The 22337-nt window shown below is 41.2% G+C and carries 20 protein-coding genes; 19 read left to right on the top strand and 1 reads right to left on the bottom strand.

Annotated features, from left to right (window positions below; translation table 11 throughout):
- Nucleotides 1–2: 2 nt before the first annotated feature.
- The 18 genes from spoIIIAG (at nucleotide 3) to OSJ91_RS18220 (ending at nucleotide 19405) form a co-directional block, all read left to right on the top strand.
- Nucleotides 3–674: a stage III sporulation protein AG gene (gene spoIIIAG / locus OSJ91_RS18305; protein WP_350299446.1), complete on the top strand. Its 672-nt coding sequence runs from the start codon at nucleotides 3–5 to the stop codon at nucleotides 672–674.
- Nucleotides 675–688: 14 nt separating this feature from the next.
- Complete coding sequence (locus OSJ91_RS18300) at nucleotides 689–1282, top strand: SpoIIIAH-like family protein (protein ID WP_137016195.1); 594 nt, start codon at nucleotides 689–691, stop codon at nucleotides 1280–1282.
- Between the two features lie 614 nt (nucleotides 1283–1896).
- A complete protein-coding gene (gene accB, locus OSJ91_RS18295; protein WP_485890194.1) occupies nucleotides 1897–2388 on the top strand; it encodes an acetyl-CoA carboxylase biotin carboxyl carrier protein in 492 nt (163 codons plus the stop codon).
- Nucleotides 2389–2402: 14 nt separating this feature from the next.
- Nucleotides 2403–3755, top strand: coding sequence for an acetyl-CoA carboxylase biotin carboxylase subunit (gene accC, locus OSJ91_RS18290; RefSeq protein WP_101222529.1), 1353 nt, complete (start codon nucleotides 2403–2405; stop codon nucleotides 3753–3755).
- A 37-nt stretch (nucleotides 3756–3792) separates the two neighbouring features.
- Nucleotides 3793–4197, top strand: a complete 405-nt coding sequence (locus OSJ91_RS18285) for an Asp23/Gls24 family envelope stress response protein (protein WP_222620245.1) — start codon at nucleotides 3793–3795, stop codon at nucleotides 4195–4197.
- A gap of 450 nt (nucleotides 4198–4647) precedes the next feature.
- The gene (gene nusB, locus OSJ91_RS18280; RefSeq protein WP_485890193.1) at nucleotides 4648–5040 is read left to right on the top strand and encodes a transcription antitermination factor NusB; all 393 of its coding nucleotides are present in this window, start codon (nucleotides 4648–4650) and stop codon (nucleotides 5038–5040) included.
- A gap of 69 nt (nucleotides 5041–5109) precedes the next feature.
- Nucleotides 5110–5985 carry a bifunctional methylenetetrahydrofolate dehydrogenase/methenyltetrahydrofolate cyclohydrolase FolD gene (folD, locus tag OSJ91_RS18275; protein WP_485890192.1) on the top strand — a complete coding sequence of 292 codons (876 nt, stop codon included), beginning with the start codon at nucleotides 5110–5112 and terminating at the stop codon, nucleotides 5983–5985.
- A gap of 131 nt (nucleotides 5986–6116) precedes the next feature.
- Entirely contained in the window at nucleotides 6117–7469 is a 1353-nt protein-coding gene (xseA, locus tag OSJ91_RS18270; RefSeq protein WP_485890191.1) for an exodeoxyribonuclease VII large subunit, read from the top strand.
- Nucleotides 7466–7699 carry an exodeoxyribonuclease VII small subunit gene (locus OSJ91_RS18265; protein WP_034308286.1) on the top strand — a complete coding sequence of 78 codons (234 nt, stop codon included), beginning with the start codon at nucleotides 7466–7468 and terminating at the stop codon, nucleotides 7697–7699. The genes xseA and OSJ91_RS18265 overlap by 4 nt, the downstream gene beginning before the upstream one ends.
- A 1-nt stretch (nucleotide 7700) precedes the next feature.
- A complete protein-coding gene (locus OSJ91_RS18260) occupies nucleotides 7701–8594 on the top strand; it encodes a polyprenyl synthetase family protein (RefSeq protein WP_485890190.1) in 894 nt (297 codons plus the stop codon).
- Between the two features lie 248 nt (nucleotides 8595–8842).
- Nucleotides 8843–10735 (top strand): 1-deoxy-D-xylulose-5-phosphate synthase, encoded by a 1893-nt coding sequence (gene dxs, locus OSJ91_RS18255; RefSeq protein ID WP_101223461.1) that lies wholly within the window; start codon nucleotides 8843–8845, stop codon nucleotides 10733–10735.
- 4 nt (nucleotides 10736–10739) lie between these two features.
- Nucleotides 10740–11567, top strand: a complete 828-nt coding sequence (locus OSJ91_RS18250) for a TlyA family RNA methyltransferase (RefSeq protein WP_350299442.1) — start codon at nucleotides 10740–10742, stop codon at nucleotides 11565–11567.
- A 325-nt stretch (nucleotides 11568–11892) separates the two neighbouring features.
- Nucleotides 11893–12342 carry a transcriptional regulator AhrC/ArgR gene (gene ahrC, locus OSJ91_RS18245; protein ID WP_034308279.1) on the top strand — a complete coding sequence of 150 codons (450 nt, stop codon included), beginning with the start codon at nucleotides 11893–11895 and terminating at the stop codon, nucleotides 12340–12342.
- 22 nt (nucleotides 12343–12364) lie between these two features.
- Nucleotides 12365–14080, top strand: a complete 1716-nt coding sequence (gene recN, locus OSJ91_RS18240) for a DNA repair protein RecN (RefSeq protein WP_350299441.1) — start codon at nucleotides 12365–12367, stop codon at nucleotides 14078–14080.
- Between the two features lie 162 nt (nucleotides 14081–14242).
- Entirely contained in the window at nucleotides 14243–15535 is a 1293-nt protein-coding gene (gene spoIVB / locus OSJ91_RS18235) for a SpoIVB peptidase (RefSeq protein ID WP_137016179.1), read from the top strand.
- Nucleotides 15536–15864: 329 nt separating this feature from the next.
- Entirely contained in the window at nucleotides 15865–16656 is a 792-nt protein-coding gene (gene spo0A, locus OSJ91_RS18230) for a sporulation transcription factor Spo0A (protein WP_485890189.1), read from the top strand.
- Between the two features lie 353 nt (nucleotides 16657–17009).
- Nucleotides 17010–18599 (top strand): DUF342 domain-containing protein, encoded by a 1590-nt coding sequence (locus OSJ91_RS18225; protein ID WP_485890188.1) that lies wholly within the window; start codon nucleotides 17010–17012, stop codon nucleotides 18597–18599.
- Nucleotides 18600–18670: 71 nt separating this feature from the next.
- On the top strand, nucleotides 18671–19405 hold the full coding sequence (locus tag OSJ91_RS18220) for a glycerophosphodiester phosphodiesterase (RefSeq protein WP_485890187.1): 735 nt from the start codon (nucleotides 18671–18673) through the stop codon (nucleotides 19403–19405).
- A gap of 321 nt (nucleotides 19406–19726) precedes the next feature.
- Here OSJ91_RS18220 and OSJ91_RS18215 read toward each other — a convergent pair whose 3' ends face one another.
- Nucleotides 19727–19963 carry a DUF2627 domain-containing protein gene (locus OSJ91_RS18215; protein ID WP_063233102.1) on the bottom strand — a complete coding sequence of 79 codons (237 nt, stop codon included), beginning with the start codon at nucleotides 19961–19963 and terminating at the stop codon, nucleotides 19727–19729.
- Nucleotides 19964–20170: 207 nt separating this feature from the next.
- Between OSJ91_RS18215 and OSJ91_RS18210 the strand changes: the two genes are divergently transcribed.
- A complete protein-coding gene (locus OSJ91_RS18210) occupies nucleotides 20171–22228 on the top strand; it encodes a sigma 54-interacting transcriptional regulator (protein ID WP_350299438.1) in 2058 nt (685 codons plus the stop codon).
- The last annotated feature ends 109 nt before the right edge of the window (nucleotides 22229–22337 follow it).

Below are 22337 nucleotides of genomic sequence, written 5' to 3'. Positions count from 1 at the left end.
TATTGAACAAAGACAAAGGTCCATTATCCTGGCTGCAAAAACTATTAAATAAAGACCCTGACCAAAAAGAGCCTAAGGAAAAAAAACCTTCCCTGTATGTCTATGCTCTAATAGTTGTCCTTTTGGGATCGGGAATCATGATGGCCGGGAATTTGTTAACCACCAACCAGACGGGACAAACATCTGAAGTGACGACTGTATTCAATAATGATAAACAGCAAAATGATGAAGAGGATGTTGAAACATTCGGTCAGAAGAAATCAGAATTCAAGACTACAAAAGACTATGAAATATATCTACAGAATGAAATGAAGGAAGCGCTTGAATCCATCGCAGGCGTCCAGGATGTAAAAGTCGTAATCTACGTCGATGCATCCGAGAAGAAAGTATATGAACGAAACAAAGTCACCCAAAAACAAGTCACCGAAGAAACCGACCAGGAAGGCGGCAAAAGGACGGTCGAAGACACATCGGTTGATGAACAGCTCGTTTTGGTCAAGAGCGGTGAGAAAGAAGGACCGATCATTTCGGAAACGAAAAAACCTAGTGTACGAGGAGTACTGGTAGTTGCAAAAGGGGCCGAAAACATTCAAATAAAGAAGTGGATCATCGAGGCTGTCACACGCTCACTTGATGTACCGAGTCACAGGGTTTCTGTCATGCCTAAAAAATAAGGGGGAAAATCTACATGTTATTAAAAAAACAAACCGTTTGGTTATTGACTATGCTAAGTTTGGTCGTTGTGCTTTCAGTCTATTATTTAACCGCTCCTGAAGAAAATGCCGCCGATATGACGTCAACAGAGCAAATGGAACAGGAAGAAAATAAAACTGAAAGCAAAACAGAGAACAAAGCGGATACAAAAGGGGAAACTAAAAGTGAAAAAGAAACGTCCAAGAATACAGAAGGTTCCTCTGTAACCATTGCGTCTGGAGATGAGTTCGAATCCTTAAGGATGCAGATTGAAGATGAACGGGCGAAGCTGAATGAAGAATTGACTGCAAAGATGGGCAATACAGAATTATCAGCTGAAGAACGAGACGAGGCTTATGCAAAAATCGAACAATTAAGTGAAACGAAAGTAAAAGAAAATATCATCGAAAACTTAATTGTTGCCATGGATTACAATGCCGCACTGGTCCGGGTGGACGGAACGGATGTAAAGGTGAGTGTCAAGGCCGATAAACAAACGAAAACAGAGGCTAATAACATTATCCGCCTCGTAAGGAAAGAAGTGAGCGATGCGCAAAATGTAGTGGTCGACTTCCAACCGGAAAAGTAATCACATACAGAACGCTGATACAGAACAGTGCAACATCCTAAAAATTTGAAAGCCTTCCTTAATAAAAAAAAGGGAGGCTTTTTATTATGATTTTTTTAACTATCTCAAACCGGGAAACTTTAGAGGAAAAGTTTTTTTATGTCAATTGATATCAGGAACGCAAATAGAATCGGTGATAATGATCCTCCGTAATATTCTAGAAAAGTAATTATAGTGGATATTATTGCTGATTTTCTACGAGTGAAATGCAAAATTCAAGAGAAAGCGTTAAGGTGCCCCAGTTGAAAAATATTCACAATATTATAATAAAGGTGTAATATAAAAGTATGGATAACAAGTTACAATTAATCTATCATTGAATTTGTATAAGCTAATATTGTATGATGTTAGAAGCTGGTCATAAACTTTTCAATTCTCTAAGGGAAACAATATTTTGAGAAAGTGAAATATCTGTTATAATACAGATGAGGTTTGTATTCAGTTTATTCGCATTCGCATAAAGAAAGCGGCTACTTTGTGCAGTATTGGACAAAGTAGGATAAGCTAAGGGTAAGGTTACATAAAATATTATTGCCTCACAAACTCATATTAAATTAGACAAGGGGTGCCACAAAATGAAAGTGCAAGAAATTCGTGAAATTATTAAGCTAGTCGATCAATCAAATATCAATGAATTCGTTTTTGAAAATGAAGGAACGAAAATTAAATTGAAAAAAACTGAAACGGGTACAGTATTACACCCAGCAGCAGCTCCAGCAGTTGTTCAAACCAATGCAGCTGTAGAGGTCAAGCCCGCAGCGGCTCCTGCCCCTGAAGTACCGAAAGCTGTTGAACCTGCAAAACCGGCTGCTGCAGACGCTGAAAATTTACATAAAATCACTTCTCCGATGGTCGGGACATTCTACCAATCTCCTGCACCGGATTCACCTGCATACGTAAAAACAGGCGATAAAGTAACAGGGGATTCCATCGTCTGCATCGTGGAAGCCATGAAGCTTTTCAATGAAATCGAAGCCGAAGTAAGCGGTGAAATCGTTGAAGTCCTTGTAAAAGAAGGCCAGCTTGTAGAATATGGTCAACCATTATTTTTAGTAAAGCCGGAATGAGGAGCTGTTTCTAAATGATTAAAAAGGTATTAATTGCCAATCGCGGGGAAATTGCTGTCCGAATCATCCGGGCATGCAAGGAATTAGGAATCGAGACTGTTGCGGTCTATTCAGAAGCAGATAAAGAAGCATTACATGTTCAACTTGCGGATGAAGCATATTGCATCGGTCCTAAATTATCAAAAGACAGTTATTTAAATACAACGAACATTATCAGCACAGCCAAGAAAACGGGATCCGATGCGATTCACCCGGGATATGGCTTCCTTGCTGAAAATGCTGACTTTGCTGAGCTATGCCGTGAATGCAATATCATTTTCATCGGTCCTAGCCCAGAAGCAATCAATAAAATGGGAACAAAGGACGTAGCAAGGGAAACCATGCGCAAAGCTGGTGTACCGATCGTTCCAGGTTCTAAAGGCATAATTAAGGATACGGATGAGGGTGTGGCTTTAGCTAATGAAATGGGCTATCCAGTCATCATCAAAGCTACTGCCGGCGGGGGCGGTAAAGGTATCCGCGTCGCAAGGACGGAAGAAGAGCTCATTAAAGGCATTAACATCACACAACAGGAAGCCGCGACAGCATTTGGGAATCCAGGCGTGTATATTGAAAAGTTCATCGAGGACTTCCGACACGTTGAAATACAGGTCATGGCAGATAATCATGGCAATGCCATCCATTTAGGTGAGCGTGATTGTACGGTCCAGCGACGTTTGCAAAAACTTGTTGAAGAAACCCCTTCACCGGCATTGGATGGTGAAACACGTGCGGAAATGGGGCAGGCTGCAGTTACGGCAGCACTTGCCGTTAATTATTCAGGTGCCGGAACAGTAGAATTTATTTATGACTATGTGAATAGAAAATACTACTTTATGGAAATGAATACACGTATCCAGGTTGAACACCCAGTTACAGAAATGGTAACGGGCGTGGATTTGATTAAAGAACAGATCAAAGTTGCTTCTGGCAGCAAACTATCGCTTTCGCAAGAGGATGTCACTTATAACGGTTGGTCTATCGAATGCCGGATCAATGCTGAAAATCCAGAAAAGAATTTCATGCCTTCCGCAGGTAAGATTCAAATGTATTTACCGCCAGGCGGCTACGGAGTTCGTGTTGATTCCGCGGCATACCCTGGGTACTCGATACCGCCGTATTACGATTCCATGATCGCTAAATTGATTGTCCATGCACCTACTAGGGAAGAGGCAATCGAGAAGATGAAACGCGCCTTAGGTGAGTTTGTCATTGAAGGGATCAGTACCACAATTCCTTTCCATATTAAGTTACTTCAGCATGAACAATTTGTTTCCGGAGAATTTAATACCAAATTCCTTGAAATATATGATGTAATGAACTCATAATGTAAAGGAAGACAGGAGGTGCTTTTGAATGAGTGAAATGGAAGGCCAATTACTCGAAATGAATGATTATAATAGTGGGCTGGGCAAAGTGGAGATCGCACCTGAGGTAATAGAGGTGATTGCGGGTATCGCTGCATCGGAAGTTGAAGGTGTTGCACATATGCGCGGGAATTTCGCCACGGGTGTTGTTGAAAAGCTTGGAAAAAAGAACCACGGTAAAGGTGTTAAAGTGGACTTAACGGGAGAATCCATCAAAGTCGAACTTTATTGTGTCATGAAGTTTGGTGTTTCAATTCCGAAAGTTGCTCAGGAAGTGCAAGATAACATTCGTGAAGCTTTGTTGAATATGACCGCTATCGACGCGGGGGAAGTGAACATTCATGTAGTGGGCATTGCGTTTGAAAACGCTAAACAAGAAGCGGATTACGAACAAGAAGTGTAAGTGGCTTCATTCGATTCGCACCTGCAAAAACCCGGCAAAAAGCCGGGTTTTTGTTTTTTTGAATGTTAACTCCAGATACCCCGTTTTAGAGGCCTGCTTATAATATTAAATTTAAATGAACATAATAAGGCGGTGTCTGGAAGTTTCCCTTTAATTCAAGGGTGATTTCTGTTAGAGTGTAAAAGGTGAAATATGAGCATGAAAGCTAGGCATGAGCTTTTTGACACTTTCAAAAAGTATGGGACTGTGTTGGCCGTTTAATTCCGAATGTAATCTTGAATTGTTATCCTGAATCAAGATATTTGAGTCTATTGGCCTTAATTTTAGTGAGATTTAGCTTGTTTTTTAAATAATATAGCGAAAATCTTAATATTTTTGAAAAAATGTTATTTAATGTTCGTTTGTTCTAGCATTTTCATATATAATAGTAGATGTTAAAGGAGTAAGATTATGAAAAGAAGAGAAGCCCGTGAAAAATCCCTTCAAGCACTATATCAAATAGATATTGCCAACTCGAATGCAGAAGAAGCAATGGACAGCGTACTGGATGGTGCTCCTACTGATGAATACTTCAAGAAATTAGTAATGGGGATAACGGAAAATCGTGAACAAATTGATGGAATGATCAGGGACAATTTAGAGAATTGGACGTTGGAAAGACTGGCGAACATTGATCGGAATTTACTGCGGATCGCGGTTTATGAAATGATTCACAGTGAAGATGTTCCTGTAAGTGTTGCAATGAATGAAGCTATTGAAATTGCTAAGAAATTCGGTGATGATCAATCGAGCAGCTTTGTAAATGCCGTTTTATCCAAAGTGAAGGTGAAAAGCGGCAGCTAAAGCTGCAGCCTTGAACAAGGATTCTCTCAGCAATTTCTTTAGCAAAATTAACTTGGGAGGAATAAACACATGTCAGCTCAAATCATTAATGGTAAAGAAATTGCAGAGGCAGTTAGGCAGGAAATCAGTAAGGAAGTTCAACAGTTACGTGAAAAAAATATCGTTCCGGGTTTGGCTGTAATCCTGGTCGGTGACAATCAAGCATCACAAACCTATGTGCGCAATAAGCAAAAGGCCTGTGAGGACTTGGGCATGCATTCCGTATTAATTAAAAAGCCTGCGGAACTCTCTCAGGAGGAATTAATTCAGAGCATTGCTGAATTAAACCAGGATGACAGCATTCATGGTATATTGGTGCAGCTGCCATTGCCTGGACATATTCAGGAAAAAGCGATCATTGAAGCGATTTCCCCTGAAAAGGATGTAGATGGATTCCACCCTATTAATATTGGGCGGATGATGACGGGACAGGATGCATTTTTACCTTGTACTCCATACGGCGTCATGGTGATGCTTGAGTATATCAACTATGACCTTGAAGGTAAGCATGTTGTCATCGTAGGGAGAAGTAATATCGTCGGAAAACCAGCCGGACAATTGTTTTTGAATGCAAATGCAACCGTTACATACTGTCATTCAAGGACAAAGGATCTTGCATATCATACCAAGCAAGCCGATGTCGTTGTGGCAGCTGTCGGAAAGAGGGACACGATCACGAGTGACCATATTAAAGAAGGCGCAGTCGTCATTGACGTCGGAATGAACAGGAATGATGAAGGGAAGCTTTGCGGTGATGTGGCGTTTGATGAAGTGAAAAATAAGGCTTCATACATTACACCTGTTCCTAAAGGCGTTGGTCCGATGACGATTACGATGCTTATGAAGAATACGGTCAAATCTGCTCAAAAAGCACTTGAACTGAGCAAGCAAGCATTAAAAAGCTGAAAAAAACGTTAAATTATTTTAAAGAAGCGGACCTCTTGTTTTATAATAACGGGAGACCGCTTTTTTTTTCCATTCATGGATCAATAGGTGAGTTTTCTTTATATCCGATTTCCATCGGAAGGAGACATTATATGAGCAACCAACAATATTTGAGTGTGTCGGCTTTAACGAAGTACATCAAAAGGAAATTCGATGCCGACCCCCATTTGCAAAATGTATACATAAAAGGTGAAATTTCGAATTTTAAACAACATACAAGCGGACATATGTATTTTACTTTAAAGGATGAGAAGGCCCGACTTCTTTCCGTTATGTTTGCCGCCAATAATAAAGGGATGAAATTCCTGCCTGAAAATGGTATGAAGGTACTTGTTAAGGGCGATATATCATTATATGAAGCTGGGGGACAGTATCAGCTTTATGTGAAAAGCATGGCCCCTGATGGTGTGGGGGATTTGTATCTTGCTTATGAACAGCTGAAGAAAAAGCTGGAGGCGGCAGGTTTGTTTTTGACCGAACATAAGAAGCCGATCCCGCAGTACCCTAAGTCTGTAGGAGTCATAACATCCCCGACCGGTGCTGCATTAAGAGATATCCTGATAACCATCAAGCGAAGATATCCAATCGCCAGGATTATCGTTTATCCAGCACTTGTACAAGGGAATAATGCCGCTAAATCGATTGCCAAGGCAATTTCAATGGCTAACGCAAGGGCGGAAAGCGATGTTCTCATTGTCGGAAGGGGTGGCGGGTCGATCGAGGAGCTATGGGCCTTTAATGAGGAGATAGTGGCTGAATCGATTTATGATTCCGATATACCGGTAATTTCTGCTGTCGGTCACGAAACTGATTTTACCATTGCTGATTTTGTCGCCGATATGCGTGCTCCTACACCGACTGGTGCAGCAGAGTTAGCGGTTCCTCACTTGAATGAAATACTCGAACGCCTGATGAACCGCAAAAATCGGTTGACCCGCTCCATTCAAGAAGCGGTTAATTTTGAACGAACCCGTTTGACCAGGATGGAGAGGTCTTATGCTTTCCGTTATCCGCATAAAATGTATGAACAGAAGCTGGAACAGCTAGACAAGACGATGGACAGGCTAGGGAGGACCAGCACGCGATATTTCATGAAAAAGAGAGATGAGCTGAATCAGCTGAACGATATTCTGAAAAAGCAGCATCCTGAACAAGCGGTGAAAAATGCGAAAGATGAATTGCGGCAGCATGCAAAGGTTTTACGAAGGGCCATGGAAGCCATCTATCGGCAAAAATCACAGCAATTCGTTCATATTACAGCCACTTTGTCTGCCCTCAGTCCATTAAAAATTATGGAACGGGGCTATGGATTGGTTTTTACTGAGGATGAGACATTAGTGAAAAGTACACAGCAAGTATCCAAAGGGGATAAGATAGCGGTTTCGATAAAAGATGGAACCCTTGAATGTGAAATTAAAGGAATAAAGGAGCGGATTGAACCATGACAAAAAAACAGGAAGCTACATTTGAAGAAGCGATGGAGAATCTCGAAAAAATTGTAGAACAGTTGGAAGAAGGCGATGTGCCCTTGGAAGAAGCCATCTCCATATATAAACAAGGAATGGATTTATCAAGGCTTTGCCATTCAAAGCTTAAGGCTGTTGAAGATCAGCTGACTCAAATTTTACGCGAAGATGGGGAACTTGAAAACTTCGCTGTACAGGAGGAAGAATGACATGGGTACGGCGTCCTTTGAAATGTTTTCTAAAGAATATAAAACGGTTATAGAACGGGAAATCGTGGAATATGTCAATAAACTTAAAGCACCGGCAGTGGTCAAAGAAGCCATGATCTATTCACTGGAGGCAGGGGGTAAACGGATTCGCCCGTTATTGGTCTTTGCGGTTCTGGAGGCCTTTGGGAAAAGCTTGAGGATCGGGATTCCTGCAGCGGCTGCCATTGAAATGATCCATACATATTCTTTGATTCATGACGATCTTCCGGCGATGGATGATGATGATCTCCGCCGCGGAAAACCGACGAACCATAAAGTGTTCGGTGAAGCGGTGGCAATACTGGCAGGTGATGCGCTTCTTACATATAGCTTTCAATTGGTGACGGATATGATCGATCCCGAGGTGACGGCTGAAATGAAGCTGAACCTTGTAAGTGAAATTGCGAAGTCTGCCGGAGCCGAAGGAATGGTTGGAGGTCAAGTTGCCGATATGGAAGGTGAAAATAAACAGCTGACCCTTCAGGAATTGGAGTATATCCATGAACATAAAACAGGGAAGTTATTGACTGCAAGCATCCTTTCCGGTGCTATATTAGCCGGAGCGAATGAAGAACAGCAACTCCATTTACGTGACTTTGCATACCACCTGGGGCTTGCTTTTCAAATTCGGGATGATATTCTGGATATTGAAGGGTCCGTCGAGTTGATCGGTAAGCCGGTTGGCAGTGATGTGGGTAATCATAAAAGCACATATCCTTCTTTACTTACGCTTCAAGGGGCAAAGGAAAAGTTGGAACATCATATAGAACTTGCCCATGCCGCTTTAGGAAAAACAACCTTACAAACGGGTTTGTTGGATGAACTAACCGATTTAATAGCGAACCGTAACCATTGATTGAGCTAAATTTGTTATCAATTGAGGTTTTATGGTATACTCATTGTGCAAAAATATGTGAAAATCAAAATGAATTTTTTATTTGAGATACGTGATAAAATAGGTATATTAAGCCGCCGAAATCACCTGGGTGTTGGCGGCTATTTTTTAACTTAAAACCAATTTTTCGGTCAAGTCCCCCATAGCCCTCTTTTATGAGGCTTTGTTTATGCTTACAACCGAAAATGACAGAAAGTGAGTGGTCCTGTTTGGATCTTCTATCTATAAAAGACCCTTCTTTTTTGAAGAAGATGAATAATGAAGAACTTGTCGAGTTAAGTGTGGAAGTACGTAAATTCCTTGTGGAAAAATTATCGGTGACAGGTGGGCATATTGGTCCCAATTTAGGTGTCGTCGAGTTGACTATAGCCTTGCATAAAGAATTCGACAGTCCGAATGATAAAATTTTATGGGATGTCGGACATCAATCCTATGTCCATAAGATCCTGACTGGCAGAGCAGGTGAGTTCGACACCTTAAAGAAATACAAAGGTCTTTGCGGTTTTCCAAAAATGATTGAAAGCCCCCATGATGTTTGGGAAACCGGTCACAGTTCGACTTCCCTTTCAGCTGCAATGGGAATGGCGGCTGCCCGTGATATCAAAGGTGAAAATAGTTTTATTTTGCCAGTGATCGGGGACGGTGCTCTAACAGGCGGAATGGCGCTTGAAGCGTTGAATCATATCGGTGATGAAAAAAAGGACATGATCGTTATCCTGAATGATAATGAAATGTCCATAGCCCCTAACGTAGGTGCCCTGCACACGATATTGGGAAGATTGCGTACAGCCGGCAAATATAACTGGGCAAAAGATGAATTGGAGCTGCTTTTGAAAAAAATCCCTGCAGTCGGTGGTAAACTTGCAGCTACAGCTGAACGCCTGAAGGATAGCATGAAGTACTTATTGGTTTCAGGAATCTTTTTCGAGGAGCTCGGTTTCACATACCTTGGACCAGTGGATGGTCATAATTATGAAGAATTGCTGGAGAATTTAAGATATGCCAAGAAAACGAAGGGACCTGTACTGTTGCATGTCATCACGAAAAAAGGCAAGGGCTATTCACCTGCCGAGCTGGATACAACAGGAAACTGGCATGGGACAGGCCCATACAAAATCGAGACAGGCGATTTTGTGAAATCCCCTAGTAAAGGTCCTGCTTGGAGCGCTCTTGTAAGCGATACTGTCAGCAGGCTAGCCCGTGACGATGAGCGGATTGTCGCGATTACACCTGCAATGCCCGTAGGTTCGAAATTGGTGGGCTTTTCTCAAGAGTTTCCTGAGCGTTTCTATGATGTAGGGATTGCCGAGCAGCATGCTGCAACTTTTGCAGCCGGATTGGCAACGCAAAAAATGAAACCTTTCCTGGCTATATATTCAACTTTCCTGCAAAGGGCTTATGACCAGGTGGTGCATGATATCTGCCGTCAGAATTTGAACGTATTCATTGGGATCGACCGTGCCGGATTAGTTGGTTCCGATGGTGAAACGCATCAAGGCGTTTTCGACATTGCTTTCTTACGCCATGTACCGAATATGGTGTTGATGATGCCGAAAGATGAAAACGAGGGTCAGCATATGGTCAATACGGCCTTAAACTATAATGATGGTCCGATTGCTATGCGTTTCCCTCGTGGGAATGGTTGGGGAGTTGTGATGGATACTGAATTACAGCAGATTCCAATCGGTTCGTGGGAAGTTCTTAAAGAAGGAACGGATGCTGCCATCTTAACGTTCGGTACAACGATTCCCATGGCTCTTGAAGCGGCAGAACTGCTCGAGAAAGAGGATTATTCTGTTAAGGTGATCAATGCCCGGTTCATTAAGCCTTTGGATGAGAACATGCTAAGCAGTCTCCTTGGTGAAAAAATGCCTATTTTGACAATAGAAGAAGCGGTTCTTCAAGGTGGTTTCGGCAGTTCTGTACTTGAATATGCCCATGATCAAGGATTTTATGGGGCAATTATAGATCGAATGGGGATACCTGATTATTTCATTGAACATGGAAGTGTCGATGAACTGCTTGAAGAAATCGGTTTAACGACTGAGACAGCCATCAAAAAAATTAAAATGATAACACCCAAAAAAGAAAAAAGGGCCTGACAATATGAAAGTGATGAAAGAAAGAGTAGATGTATTACTTGTAGAACAAGGCTTGGCCGATACACGTGAAAAAGCGAAGCGTATGGTTATGGCAGGTCTTGTCTACGCGAATGAAGAGAGGTACGAAAAACCGGGGGAAAAAGTGCCGGTCGATCTCGAATTTACGATCAAAGGAAAAGTCATGCCTTACGTTTCAAGAGGCGGTCTTAAACTTGAGAAGGCATTAAGGGAATTCGATTTACAAGTGAATGGAAAAATACTGCTTGATATCGGTTCATCAACGGGTGGGTTCACGGATTGTGCATTGCAAAATGGCGCTCTAATGTCTTATGCGCTTGATGTGGGTTATAATCAACTTGCCTGGAAGCTTAGGCAGGATGAGCGGGTTAAAGTAATGGAACGAACCAATTTCCGTTATGTTACACCCGCCGATCTCGATGGGGAGATGCCAAACTTTGCAAGCATTGATGTTTCTTTCATCTCGCTTACGTTAATTTTACCGGTGCTAAAGACCTTGCTCGTCCCGAATAGTGATGTCGTTGCCTTGGTTAAACCGCAATTCGAAGCTGGGAAGGATCAAGTGGGTAAAAAGGGGATTGTTCGCGATTCCAAAATCCATAAACAAGTATTGGATAAGATCATTTCTTTTTCTATAAAGGAAGGCTATGATATTAAGGATGCCTCCTTCTCACCGATTACCGGCGGTGATGGAAATATTGAATTCTTACTTCATTTACACTGGCAAGGGTCCAAGGATGAAGGAGCGATATTGCTTTCGAAAACGGTTGACGACATCGTTGGAGAGGCCCATGCCCAATTTAAAAAAGAATAGTTAGAACTTTGTATGGGCTCCTTTGGCTGAATGGTTGGCTAAAGGAGCTTTTTAACTATACATTGTGGTCATGCACTGAATCATTTAAGGGTGGATACATAAAATAGGTACGTAAAAAATACACTTGTATTCATTTTTAGAGAAAAAGTTGTACAATTGCATAAAAATCCGATAACATTAATATTAGCCACTTTCTAAAGCGGCCTATTTGCACGTATTGAAGATAACGAAGCAATCCCATATTGGGGCAGCTTGCTTAAGTAAGAAATGAAAGTGAGACCATTACCATTAAATGAGCAACAGTTGAGAAGAGGTGCTTCTACTTATGAATAAAGGACAACGACATATAAAAATAAGGGACATCATAACGAATAATGATATCGAAACCCAGGATGAGTTAGTTGAAGAATTGAAATTAGCTGGATACAATGTAACTCAAGCCACTGTTTCAAGGGATATTAAAGAGCTTCACCTTGTAAAGGTTCCTTTGACGGATGGAAGGTATAAATACAGTCTGCCGGCCGACCAACGCTTCAATCCACTTCAAAAATTAAAGAGAATCCTTGTCGATGCATTTGTACGCATTGACTCAGCCAACAATTTACTGGTTATGAAGATGCTCCCAGGTAATGCCCAGGCAATCTGCGCATTGATTGATAATTTAAATTGGCAAGAAATACTCGGGACGATCGGCGGCGACGATACTTGTTTGATTATCTGCCGTTCTGAGGAAGATGCAAAGATCATTTCCGGCAAATTCTTGGACATGCTCTAATAATGTTGTGAGGTGACCTAGTTTGTTAACAGAACTATCGATTAGGAATTTTGCGATCATAGACAGCCTGTCCGTTTCATTTGAGAAAGGCTTGACGGTCTTGACAGGAGAAACAGGGGCAGGGAAGTCGATCATAATAGATGCCGTTCATCTTTTGGTTGGGGGACGTGGTTCTGCAGAGTTCATTCGGCATGGTGAGTCTAAGGCCGAAATAGAAGGATTATTCCAAATTGAAGATGAAAAACACCCGGTCTTTGCCAAAGCGGAAGAGTTTGGCCTGGATATGAATGATGGGATGGCGATACTTCGAAGGGACATCTCACAAAGTGGCAAAAGCGTTTGCAGGGTAAATGGGAAGCTTGTAACGATTTCCACTTTACGCGAGATAGGCCGGACATTGATAGATATCCATGGTCAGCATGAACATCAGGAATTAATGGATGAACGACTCCATCTTCCACTGCTCGATCAATTCGGCGGTGAAAAAATCGCATCTGCACTCACTGAATACCAAAAGCTATATAAACGTTATGAAACCGCTTCTAAACAATTGAATGCCTTGAGCCAAAATGAACAGCAAATGGTCCACCGCCTTGATTTGATCCAATTTCAATTCGATGAAATCCAAAAAGCTGATTTGAAGTTACGCGAAGATGAAGAATTGATGGAAGAGCGGAAGAAAATTAATAATTTCGAAAAAATTCATGAAGCGCTGCAAACCAGTTATAATGCTTTAAATGGTGAGCAGCATGCAATTGATTGGCTTTCCGTAGCCATGAATAATTTGGAGGAAGCGGCAGGGCTTGATGAGGGTTTAAAGAATAGCTCTGAAACCGTTTCAAATAGCTACTTCCTGCTTGAAGAGGCCGTGTCAAACATCCGAGACCAATTAGATTCTTTGGATTATGATACAGAGCGTGTGGAATTCATTGAAAGCCGCCTTAATGAAATAAATCAATTAAAGCGGAAATACGGGCGGACCATTGAGGAAATCCTGGAATATGGAGCCGCTATAGAAGAAGAAGTCGAAAAACTGCAAAATAGGGAAACCCATATAGCGAAGCTTGAAAAGGAAATGAAATCCATTAAGGCAGATTTAATTGTCGAAGCAAAGAATCTTTCTGAACTTCGCCAGAACTTCGCTCAGCAGTTAACCAAAAAGATCCATAAGGAATTAAAAGATTTATACATGGAAAAGACAATTTTCGAACCACACTTCCTTCAAACTGCTTATACTTTCGATGAATTGTCAGATAGGGGCATTAATCAATCAGGCCTGGATTCAATGGAATTTTATATTTCCACCAATCCAGGTGAACCGTTAAAACCTCTTTCCAAAATCGCATCTGGCGGAGAACTGTCGAGGATCATGCTGGCTTTGAAAAGCATTTTCTCCAAACATCAAGGCATAACATCCATTATATTTGATGAAGTGGACACAGGTGTGAGCGGAAGGGTTGCACAATCCATTGCCGAAAAGATCTATAAAGTGGCAACTGGATCACAAGTATTGTGCATATCCCATTTGCCACAGGTGGCCGCTATGGCGGATACCCACCTTTTCATAGCAAAAAATGTAAGGGCCGGACGCACGAATACCTCGGTCAAGCCGTTAATTGAAACGGAAAAAGTAAAAGAAATCGGCAGGATGATTTCAGGAGTCGAGATTACGGATTTGACGAAGCAGCATGCCAATGAATTAATCCAGCTGGCCAAAAGGCTGAAGATTACATCATGAAGGGCCGGTTAGAAGATTATTTAAAATTTATCATAAGCATTCATTGTAAAGCTATCCAAAAACGGATAGCTTTTATTTTTTGCACCTGTTATAAATGACTGTCATGAGGGCTAAATTAAAGGTGTAGCCATAAAGTTTCAGAGAGCGAGGAGAGTGAATGGATTGAAATTTATATGGATAAACAGGATCATCGGTGGAATTCTCCTTGTTTCGCTATTAACATTAGGGTTATACCAGCCATCTCGTGAATATTTTTTAATTCCAAATCATCTTGTACTATTTGAAGGAAGTCAATATAGTATTTCCAAATCATTGCCTGTTTCTGCAAAAACTTCGGGATCCAGTGATGGAATTTCGCTTCATGATGAACAAGCCTCGATTACGCTTGGTGCTGAAAAACCTGGTACGAATGAAGTGTTACTCGATGTAGCAGGATTACCTGCCAAAAAGGTCGACATCAGGGTGTTAAAAGACTTTAAAGTCATGCCTGGAGGCCAATCCATTGGAGTAAAGCTTAATACTCTTGGGGTACTCGTAGTAGGTCATCATCTAATTGATACTGCGCAGGGGAAAAAATCACCGGGAGAAAAAGCAAAAATTGAAATCGGTGATATTATTACAGAAATCAATGGTCAGACGATAAAGAAGATGGGGGATGTAACCCCTTTTGTTCAGCAGGCAGGCGAAAAGGGTGAGGCGTTGAATCTTGTCATTAACCGTGATAATGAAGTGCTTCATAGTACCCTATTACCTCTAAAAGATAAGAATGAAGGAACTTACAAATTGGGTTTGTATATCCGTGATTCGGCAGCTGGCATCGGAACGATGACGTTTTACCACCCGGATTCGAAAAAATACGGGGCGTTGGGACATGTCATATCCGATATGGATACAAAAAAGCCGATTGTTGTCAAGGACGGACAGATTGTTCAATCGACGGTCACATCCATCGAAAAGGGAAGCAATGGTGATCCGGGAGAAAAATTGGCACGCTTTTCTTCCAATAAAGAAAAAATAGGAAATATCAATCGCAATAGTCCCTTTGGAATTTTTGGGAAATTAAATCAAGATTTTAAAAATGGAATTAACGATAAGCCACTCCCCATCACCCTTTCCCATGAGGTAAAGGAAGGACCAGCAAAAATCCTTACAGTGGTGGATGGTTCTGAAGTGGAGGAATTCGATGTTGAAATCGTCAGTTCCATACCACAGAAGTTCCCCGCAATTAAGGGAATGGTCTTAAAAGTGACGGATAAGGAATTGCTTCAAAAAACGGGTGGGATCGTTCAAGGTATGAGCGGCAGTCCTATCATACAAAATGGGAAATTAATCGGTGCAGTCACCCATGTATTCGTTAATGATCCTACAAGTGGGTATGGAGTCCATATCGAATGGATGTTAAACGAAGCCGGTATAAATATATACGACAAAGATAATTATGAAAAGGCAAGCTAAGAATCCGGGTATCCTTTTGGATGCCCCTTTTTAATGGAAAGTTATGATTAGCATATATTTTGGGTAGGAATTAAATTGATTTCTTCAAAAAGTAGAGGTTTTTTTGAAACGATGTGATAAAATGATAACGATATGAAGATTTTTCGACAATCGCTTTATTCGAATAGCAAACGAAGTCGAAAACAAGAGATATCCGGAGAATAATATTGAATTCCTTATATTTTTTCAAAAATAAAAGGAATTTAGTTTCCATTGTCGAAAAGTTCAATTACAATAGAATTTAGTCATATAGAAAAAAAGACCAATTGTAGTTGAGGAGGAAATCAAGCGTGAAAAAAATTAAGGTGTGCGTTGTAGATGATAATAGAGAACTTGTTGGCCTTCTGGAAGAATACATTTCTGCACAGGATGACATGGAAGTAATTGGGGTGGCACATAACGGTCAAGATTGCCTGGGTATGCTTGAAAGCGTTGACCCGGATATATTGATCCTCGATATTATCATGCCTCATTTAGATGGATTAGGTGTGCTTGAAAAACTTCGTGAAGTAAAACGGGGTGCCATGCCTAATGTGATTATGCTTACTGCCTTTGGTCAAGAAGATGTAACGAAAAAAGCTGTTGATTTGGGTGCCTCATACTTTATCCTAAAGCCCTTCGATATGGATAATCTGGCCAATCACATACGTCAGGTAAGCAGTAAAGGGCAAGCAGTTTTAAAAAATCATAGTCAGTTTAGTTATCGTCCCCAAAATGAATCCAAGCCGAAGAACCTCGATGCCAGCATCACAAGCATCATTCACGAGATTGGAGTCCCTGCACATATAAAGGGCTATTTGTATTTAAGGGAAGCCATATCCATGGTATATAATGATATTGAACTATTGGGTTCCATCACCAAAGTTTTATATCCGGATATCGCAAAAAAATACAATACAACGGCGAGCCGTGTTGAACGTGCCATCAGGCATGCGATTGAAGTGGCCTGGAGCCGTGGCAATATAGAATCCATTTCATCACTTTTCGGATATACCGTAAGCATGACTAAGGCAAAACCTACAAATTCCGAATTCATTGCCATGGTTGCCGATAAGCTGCGCCTCGAACATAAAGCTTCTTGACAAGGGTAGGGGGAACACCGGTTGTTAAGAGCCAGGGGTAACAATTGACCATATAAAGGCTAGAGCCGCTAAATATAAATAAGAACTCTCCGTCTGGCTGTAAAGGACAGGAAGAAGTTGCTTCGTGATTTTTTCTAATCGGCAACTTTAAATTTTTTACGCTGCCGGTTAAAAAAATTAAACGCCTTTTATTTATTGGATTTTTCAGGAAATCCCATAAATAAAAGGCGTTTTTGTTTGGTTGAAAAGCGGCACGAATTATTTTAGACGATGTTCGGGCTATATAGCTCCTTTTCATAGTTTTTAGATTATAATTATAGGTATATTTAATCATGATAAAAGGAGGGGAGTAAATGATTTGTGTAAAAAATGAGCATTTTGTATTGGAAGCGGATAGGAACATGGTTTTTATCACCGTTATTCAAAAGGGCTTTTCCATTTTTCAATTGAATCCTATTCTGTTGGATTTTCCACAAATCATGCTGGAGAACGTCAAAGACTTGAAGGATGCACTGACAGAGGCGAGCGGGGAAAGAATTCAAGTGGGAAGACAGAAACCAATCGCGGAGTTGGACATAGCGACTGATAAAATGTCCGCAAGTGTAAAACTCAATTGTTCAGAAAACTACCTGAATGAGAACTATTCAGTAATTATGGGGAGTATTTTAGAGAGTCTTCAATGTGAAGGTATTTCCGAAGGGATTTTAATGCATGTATTGCAAAATGAGCTGAGCATCAAAAATCAAACAATCATTGCTAAAGGGATGGAACCAGTACACGCCAAAGACGCAGTGGTTACCTATTTCAAAAGATCGGACAGAAAACCAGCAGTCCGTGAAAATGGAAAAGCTGATTATTATGATATGCATTTTCTTGATGAAGTGAAAAGGGGAGATTGGCTGGGGGAAAGGATACCGCCGTCATCTGGTGAGATGGGAAGGCGAATTACGGGGGAAATAGCCTTGCCCAGGAAAGGAAAGGATAAGAAACTTTTATACGATCAAAAAACGGTTGCTGCTGTCGAGGAAGACGGAAAGATCATTCTAAGGGCATTGATCGATGGTGTGGTGGAATTTAGGGAAGGGAAGATTGCGGTAGGTGATCACCTATTGATTGACGGTGATATAGGCAATAAAACAGGGAATATTGAATTTGTTGGAAGTGTGACCATTAAAGGTACGGTTATCGATCATTTTTCCGTGACGGCTACGAAGGATATTTCGATTTTAAGTGAGCTTGGTGTAAGTAATGTGAAGGAAATCAACTCAAGGGAGGGGGATGTATTCATTAAAGGAGGGATATTTGGTAAAGGTGTGTCCAAAATATATGCAGCAAGGAACATTTTTGTGAAACATGCCAACGAATGCCACTTAACAGCGGGGGAAAATATACATATAGGATCATATTCGCTGGGGAGTTTCCTGAAAGCCAAGAATATCTTCACGGATGAAAAGAAGGGAAAATTAATCGGCGGTGTAATTGAAGCGCATGGAAAAGTGAGGGCGGCTGTAATCGGGAATCGAATGGAACGGAAAACATTAATAAATGTGAAGGGATTTGACCGTGAACTCTTAAAAGAACAATTGAATGAGACTTTGCTTTTATATAAATCAATAATAATGAAACTTGAATCAATAAAGGAAAAGCTTGAAGTGTATGAAACGCCTCTTGGAGAATTGACTGGTGAGAAAAATTATCAATATGAACAAACAACAAATCAATACGAGAGGTTGATGGTTCAAATATATCAATTGGACGAAAAACGGAAGTCAATCATGGATATGCTTGAATCAAAAGGGGAAGGGGAAATTACGATTGGTCAAATGGCTTTTCCGGATACTTGCTTGCAAATCAAAAGCATGCAAAAAAAATTGAATGATTTGACGAAAGGAACCTTCTATGCAGAAAATAATCAGCTGCATTTTATTAGAGTATTGAGCTAGATGAAAATAATTTGCTGTTTCTGTTCATAACATTCGGATATAACCATTATTGAGAGAGGCGGCGTTTCTTCATGACCCTAATCTTTGCACATCGAGGCTCAGCAGGGACACATCCGGAAAATACGATGTCGGCGTTCAAAGAAGCTGCCCGTGTCGGGGCGGACGGTATTGAAACGGATGTCCAGCTCTCGAAAGATGGGGAAGTGGTCATCATTCACGATGAAAAGCTCGATCGGACCACGAATGCCTCGGGATATGTAAAAGACAGGACCTTGACGGAGTTGAAAACCCTTAATGCGTCTTCAAACTATAAGGGTAGATTGGGGAAAGAAAAGATTCCGACACTTGAAGAACTATTTATTTGGCTTGATGAAAATCAGCTTTTTTGCAACATTGAATTGAAAAATACGCTTTTTCTGTATCCAGGTTTAGAAGAGAAAGTCATCCGACTCATCCGTACTTACGAAATGGAGGAAAGGATTATTCTTTCTTCTTTCAATCATTACAGCTTGGTCAATTGCCATCAATTGGCACCTGAATTGGAAACCGCACCTCTTTATAGGGATGGACTATACATGCCTTGGATATATGCCAAGGCAATTGGCGGAAGTGCAATCCATCCAAATATCCGGGCTGCCCCTGATGCACTCATTCAAACATCGGTGAGTATGGGTGTTCCTGTGCGGCCATATACCATTAATAAAGAAGCCGAGATGAAGCGATTATTCAATTTGGGATGCAGTGGCATCATAACCGATTTTCCCGAGGCAGCCGTACGGGTCAGGGAAGGATTGAAATCAAGATAAACAAAGAAGGTGCCATATGATACATGGCACCTTCAGTTTGTAGACAAAAGGGGTTCGGTTACCTCAAGTTTTAATAGATCTATTTTAAAACAAAAAAGACTGTAGGCAAAAGGAGTTCTAACTAAAAACATAGTTGATTGGAACGTAAGGTGCGAGACTCCTGCGGGAATAGCGAGTCCAAGGGAGACCCCACAGGCGCAAGTGCGCCGAGGAGGCTCCCGGACCGCCCGCGGAAAGCGAGTGCCTGAAATGGAAATCAACGTCCAAATTTGTACACGCAAAAAGAAGGTGCCATACGAAACATGGCACCTTTTTTTGCGTTTAAAATTTATTGAACCTGCTTTGGACTTTATTTTGCTTTCGATCTCGATGAAGGACGAAGCCTGCGATAAAGGCTATTCCGCCAATCGTGATGAGAAGGCCTATTAAAAATTGCAGCCAAAGGATTGGATAGGGAGGCTGTAGAATACCGAACACCATGTCCCTCATTATTTTTATGCCATAGGCAGCAAAGGCACCGGGTATAAAAAGAATCAAAAAAGCGATTAAACGTTTCATGCGGTCAAATCCCTTCCGAAAATTCCGTCTTTAAAAAATGATAAAGGATATAAATTATTTGTCAAGTTTCGGGAATCTAGATAATGACTGGGAGTTGGCGGCTGTTTTTTTAAAGGGATCCGATATGGTAAACTAGAGTGGAGTATGAAAAAAATTGCAGGGAATGATCTTTTAAAAGGGGTAATTATATCTTAAGGGGGATGGCTGATGCAAAAGGTCATGATAGTAGGGGGAGGAGTGGGAGGGACAACCGTGTTGAAACTCCTATCAGAAAGTGAAGTATTCTCCATTGTTTGTATGGCTGATACGAATGAATCCGCTGAAGGGATGCTTGCTGCAAAGGAATTAAGGATTCCTACAGTGACTAATTGGAGCATGGGATTGGAGCGGGATTTGGACATCATTTTTGATACGACCGGTGACCCGTCTGTCTATAAAAAGATAAAAAGGGACATGGGCGAACAAACGATTCTCATTCCTGGTAGTGTCGCCCTCATTATGACTAAGTTGTTTGAAGAGAAAAATCGTTTAATAAGTAAATTGGAGAATGCCTCGGCAAAAATGGACTTGATCCTCAATACGACCAGTGAAGGGATGGTGGTGATTGATCATGAAGGATTCATCATCATGTTCAATGATAGTGCGGAACGTGCAACTGACACAAAGCGCGAGGATGTGATAGGCAGACATATCAAAGATTTCATCCCTTCAACTGGATTGCTGCGAGTGATGCAAACGAACCAAAAAGAAGTGAATCAGGAAATCACCCTTAGCAATGGAATGGAACTCATAACGACAAGGATACCTCTTGTGAATGCCGATAAGGAAATCATAGGGGCTTTTTCCGTGTTTAGGAATAAAACGGAAGCTGTCCAATTGGCGGAGCAAATTACTGATTTAAAAGAAATACAGACGATGCTTCAGGCGATCATTCAATCCAGTGATGAAGCCATATCGGTTGTGGATGATCAAGGCAGGGGACTTTTGATCAATCCGGCATATACAAGAATCACCGGGTTAACAAAGACCCAAGTGATCGGTAAGCCGGCTTCCATCGATATTTACGAAGGTGAAAGTATGCATATGAAAGTGCTTCAGACAAAAAAGCCTGTTCGGGGTGTCAATATGCGTGTCGGCCCAAAACATAAGGAAGTGATCGTGAATGTTGCTCCAATCATTGTGGACGGGTGCCTGAAAGGGAGTGTTGGCGTCATTCATGATGTATCGGAAATTCAAGCCTTGACCCACGAACTGAATCGGGCAAGACAGATCATCCGTACTTTGCAGGCTAAATATTCCTTTGATGATATAATTGGGGCTTCCGAAGAGATGAAGCTTCCCATTGAACAGGCGAAATTATCGGCAAGAACACCTGCTACTGTCTTATTAAGAGGGGAATCAGGGACTGGCAAAGAGTTATTTGCACATGCCATCCATAATGCGAGCGATAGGAAATTCAATAAATTCGTTCGTGTAAATTGTGCGGCCATCTCGGAATCATTACTTGAAAGTGAACTGTTCGGTTATGATGAAGGAGCCTTTACAGGGGCAAGCAGGGGCGGAAAGGTCGGGTTTTTTGAAGAGGCAAATCAAGGGAGTATCTTTTTGGACGAAATTGGTGAATTACCAGCCAACATTCAAGCTAAATTGCTTCGGGTTTTACAAGAAAAGGAAATCATCAGAGTGGGGGGGACGAAGCCGATTCCCATCAATGTCCGGGTCATAGCCGCTACGAATATCAATCTTGAAGAGGCCATCGCAAACGGATCATTCAGGGAAGACTTATATTTCAGGCTGAACCGCATGCCTATTTTCATTGCTCCATTAAGAAAGAGAAAAGAAGATTTGAGAGAATTGGCGGAGCATTTGATTAATAAAATCAATCAGGAGTATGGACGGAGCATAGAGGGAATTACAGCAGCAGCTATACATAAGATGCAAATCTACAACTGGCCAGGTAATGTGAGGGAACTGGAAAATATCTTAGGACGGGCAATCATTTTCATGAAATTGAACGAGACGATCATTGATATACATCATATTCCGGATTTTATCGAAGAGATTCCATTAAAACAAGAGAAATTATTAATGAAGCCTTCTGGCTACGTATCGGGGAAACCGCTCTCGGAGATAATAGACCAGTATGAAGCCGATATCATTCAGCAAGCGTTCCATACCCACAAGGGAAATAAAACACTTACGGCAAAAGCTCTTGGGATTTCTGTCAGAAATTTATATTACAAAATGGAAAAATTAAAACTGTGAAAATTTTTGCACGCAATTAATTGCGCACTATGAAAAAAACTGCACGGAATTTTCTGATTTATTTTAATTTAAGCGAGACTCCACTTCTAACATGAAATTTTTTTCAATT

Source organism: Bacillus sp. T-10(2022) (assembly GCF_056502895.1).
Note: the sequence above shows the minus strand (reverse complement) of the source record. Positions and strands in the feature narration are given on the sequence as shown.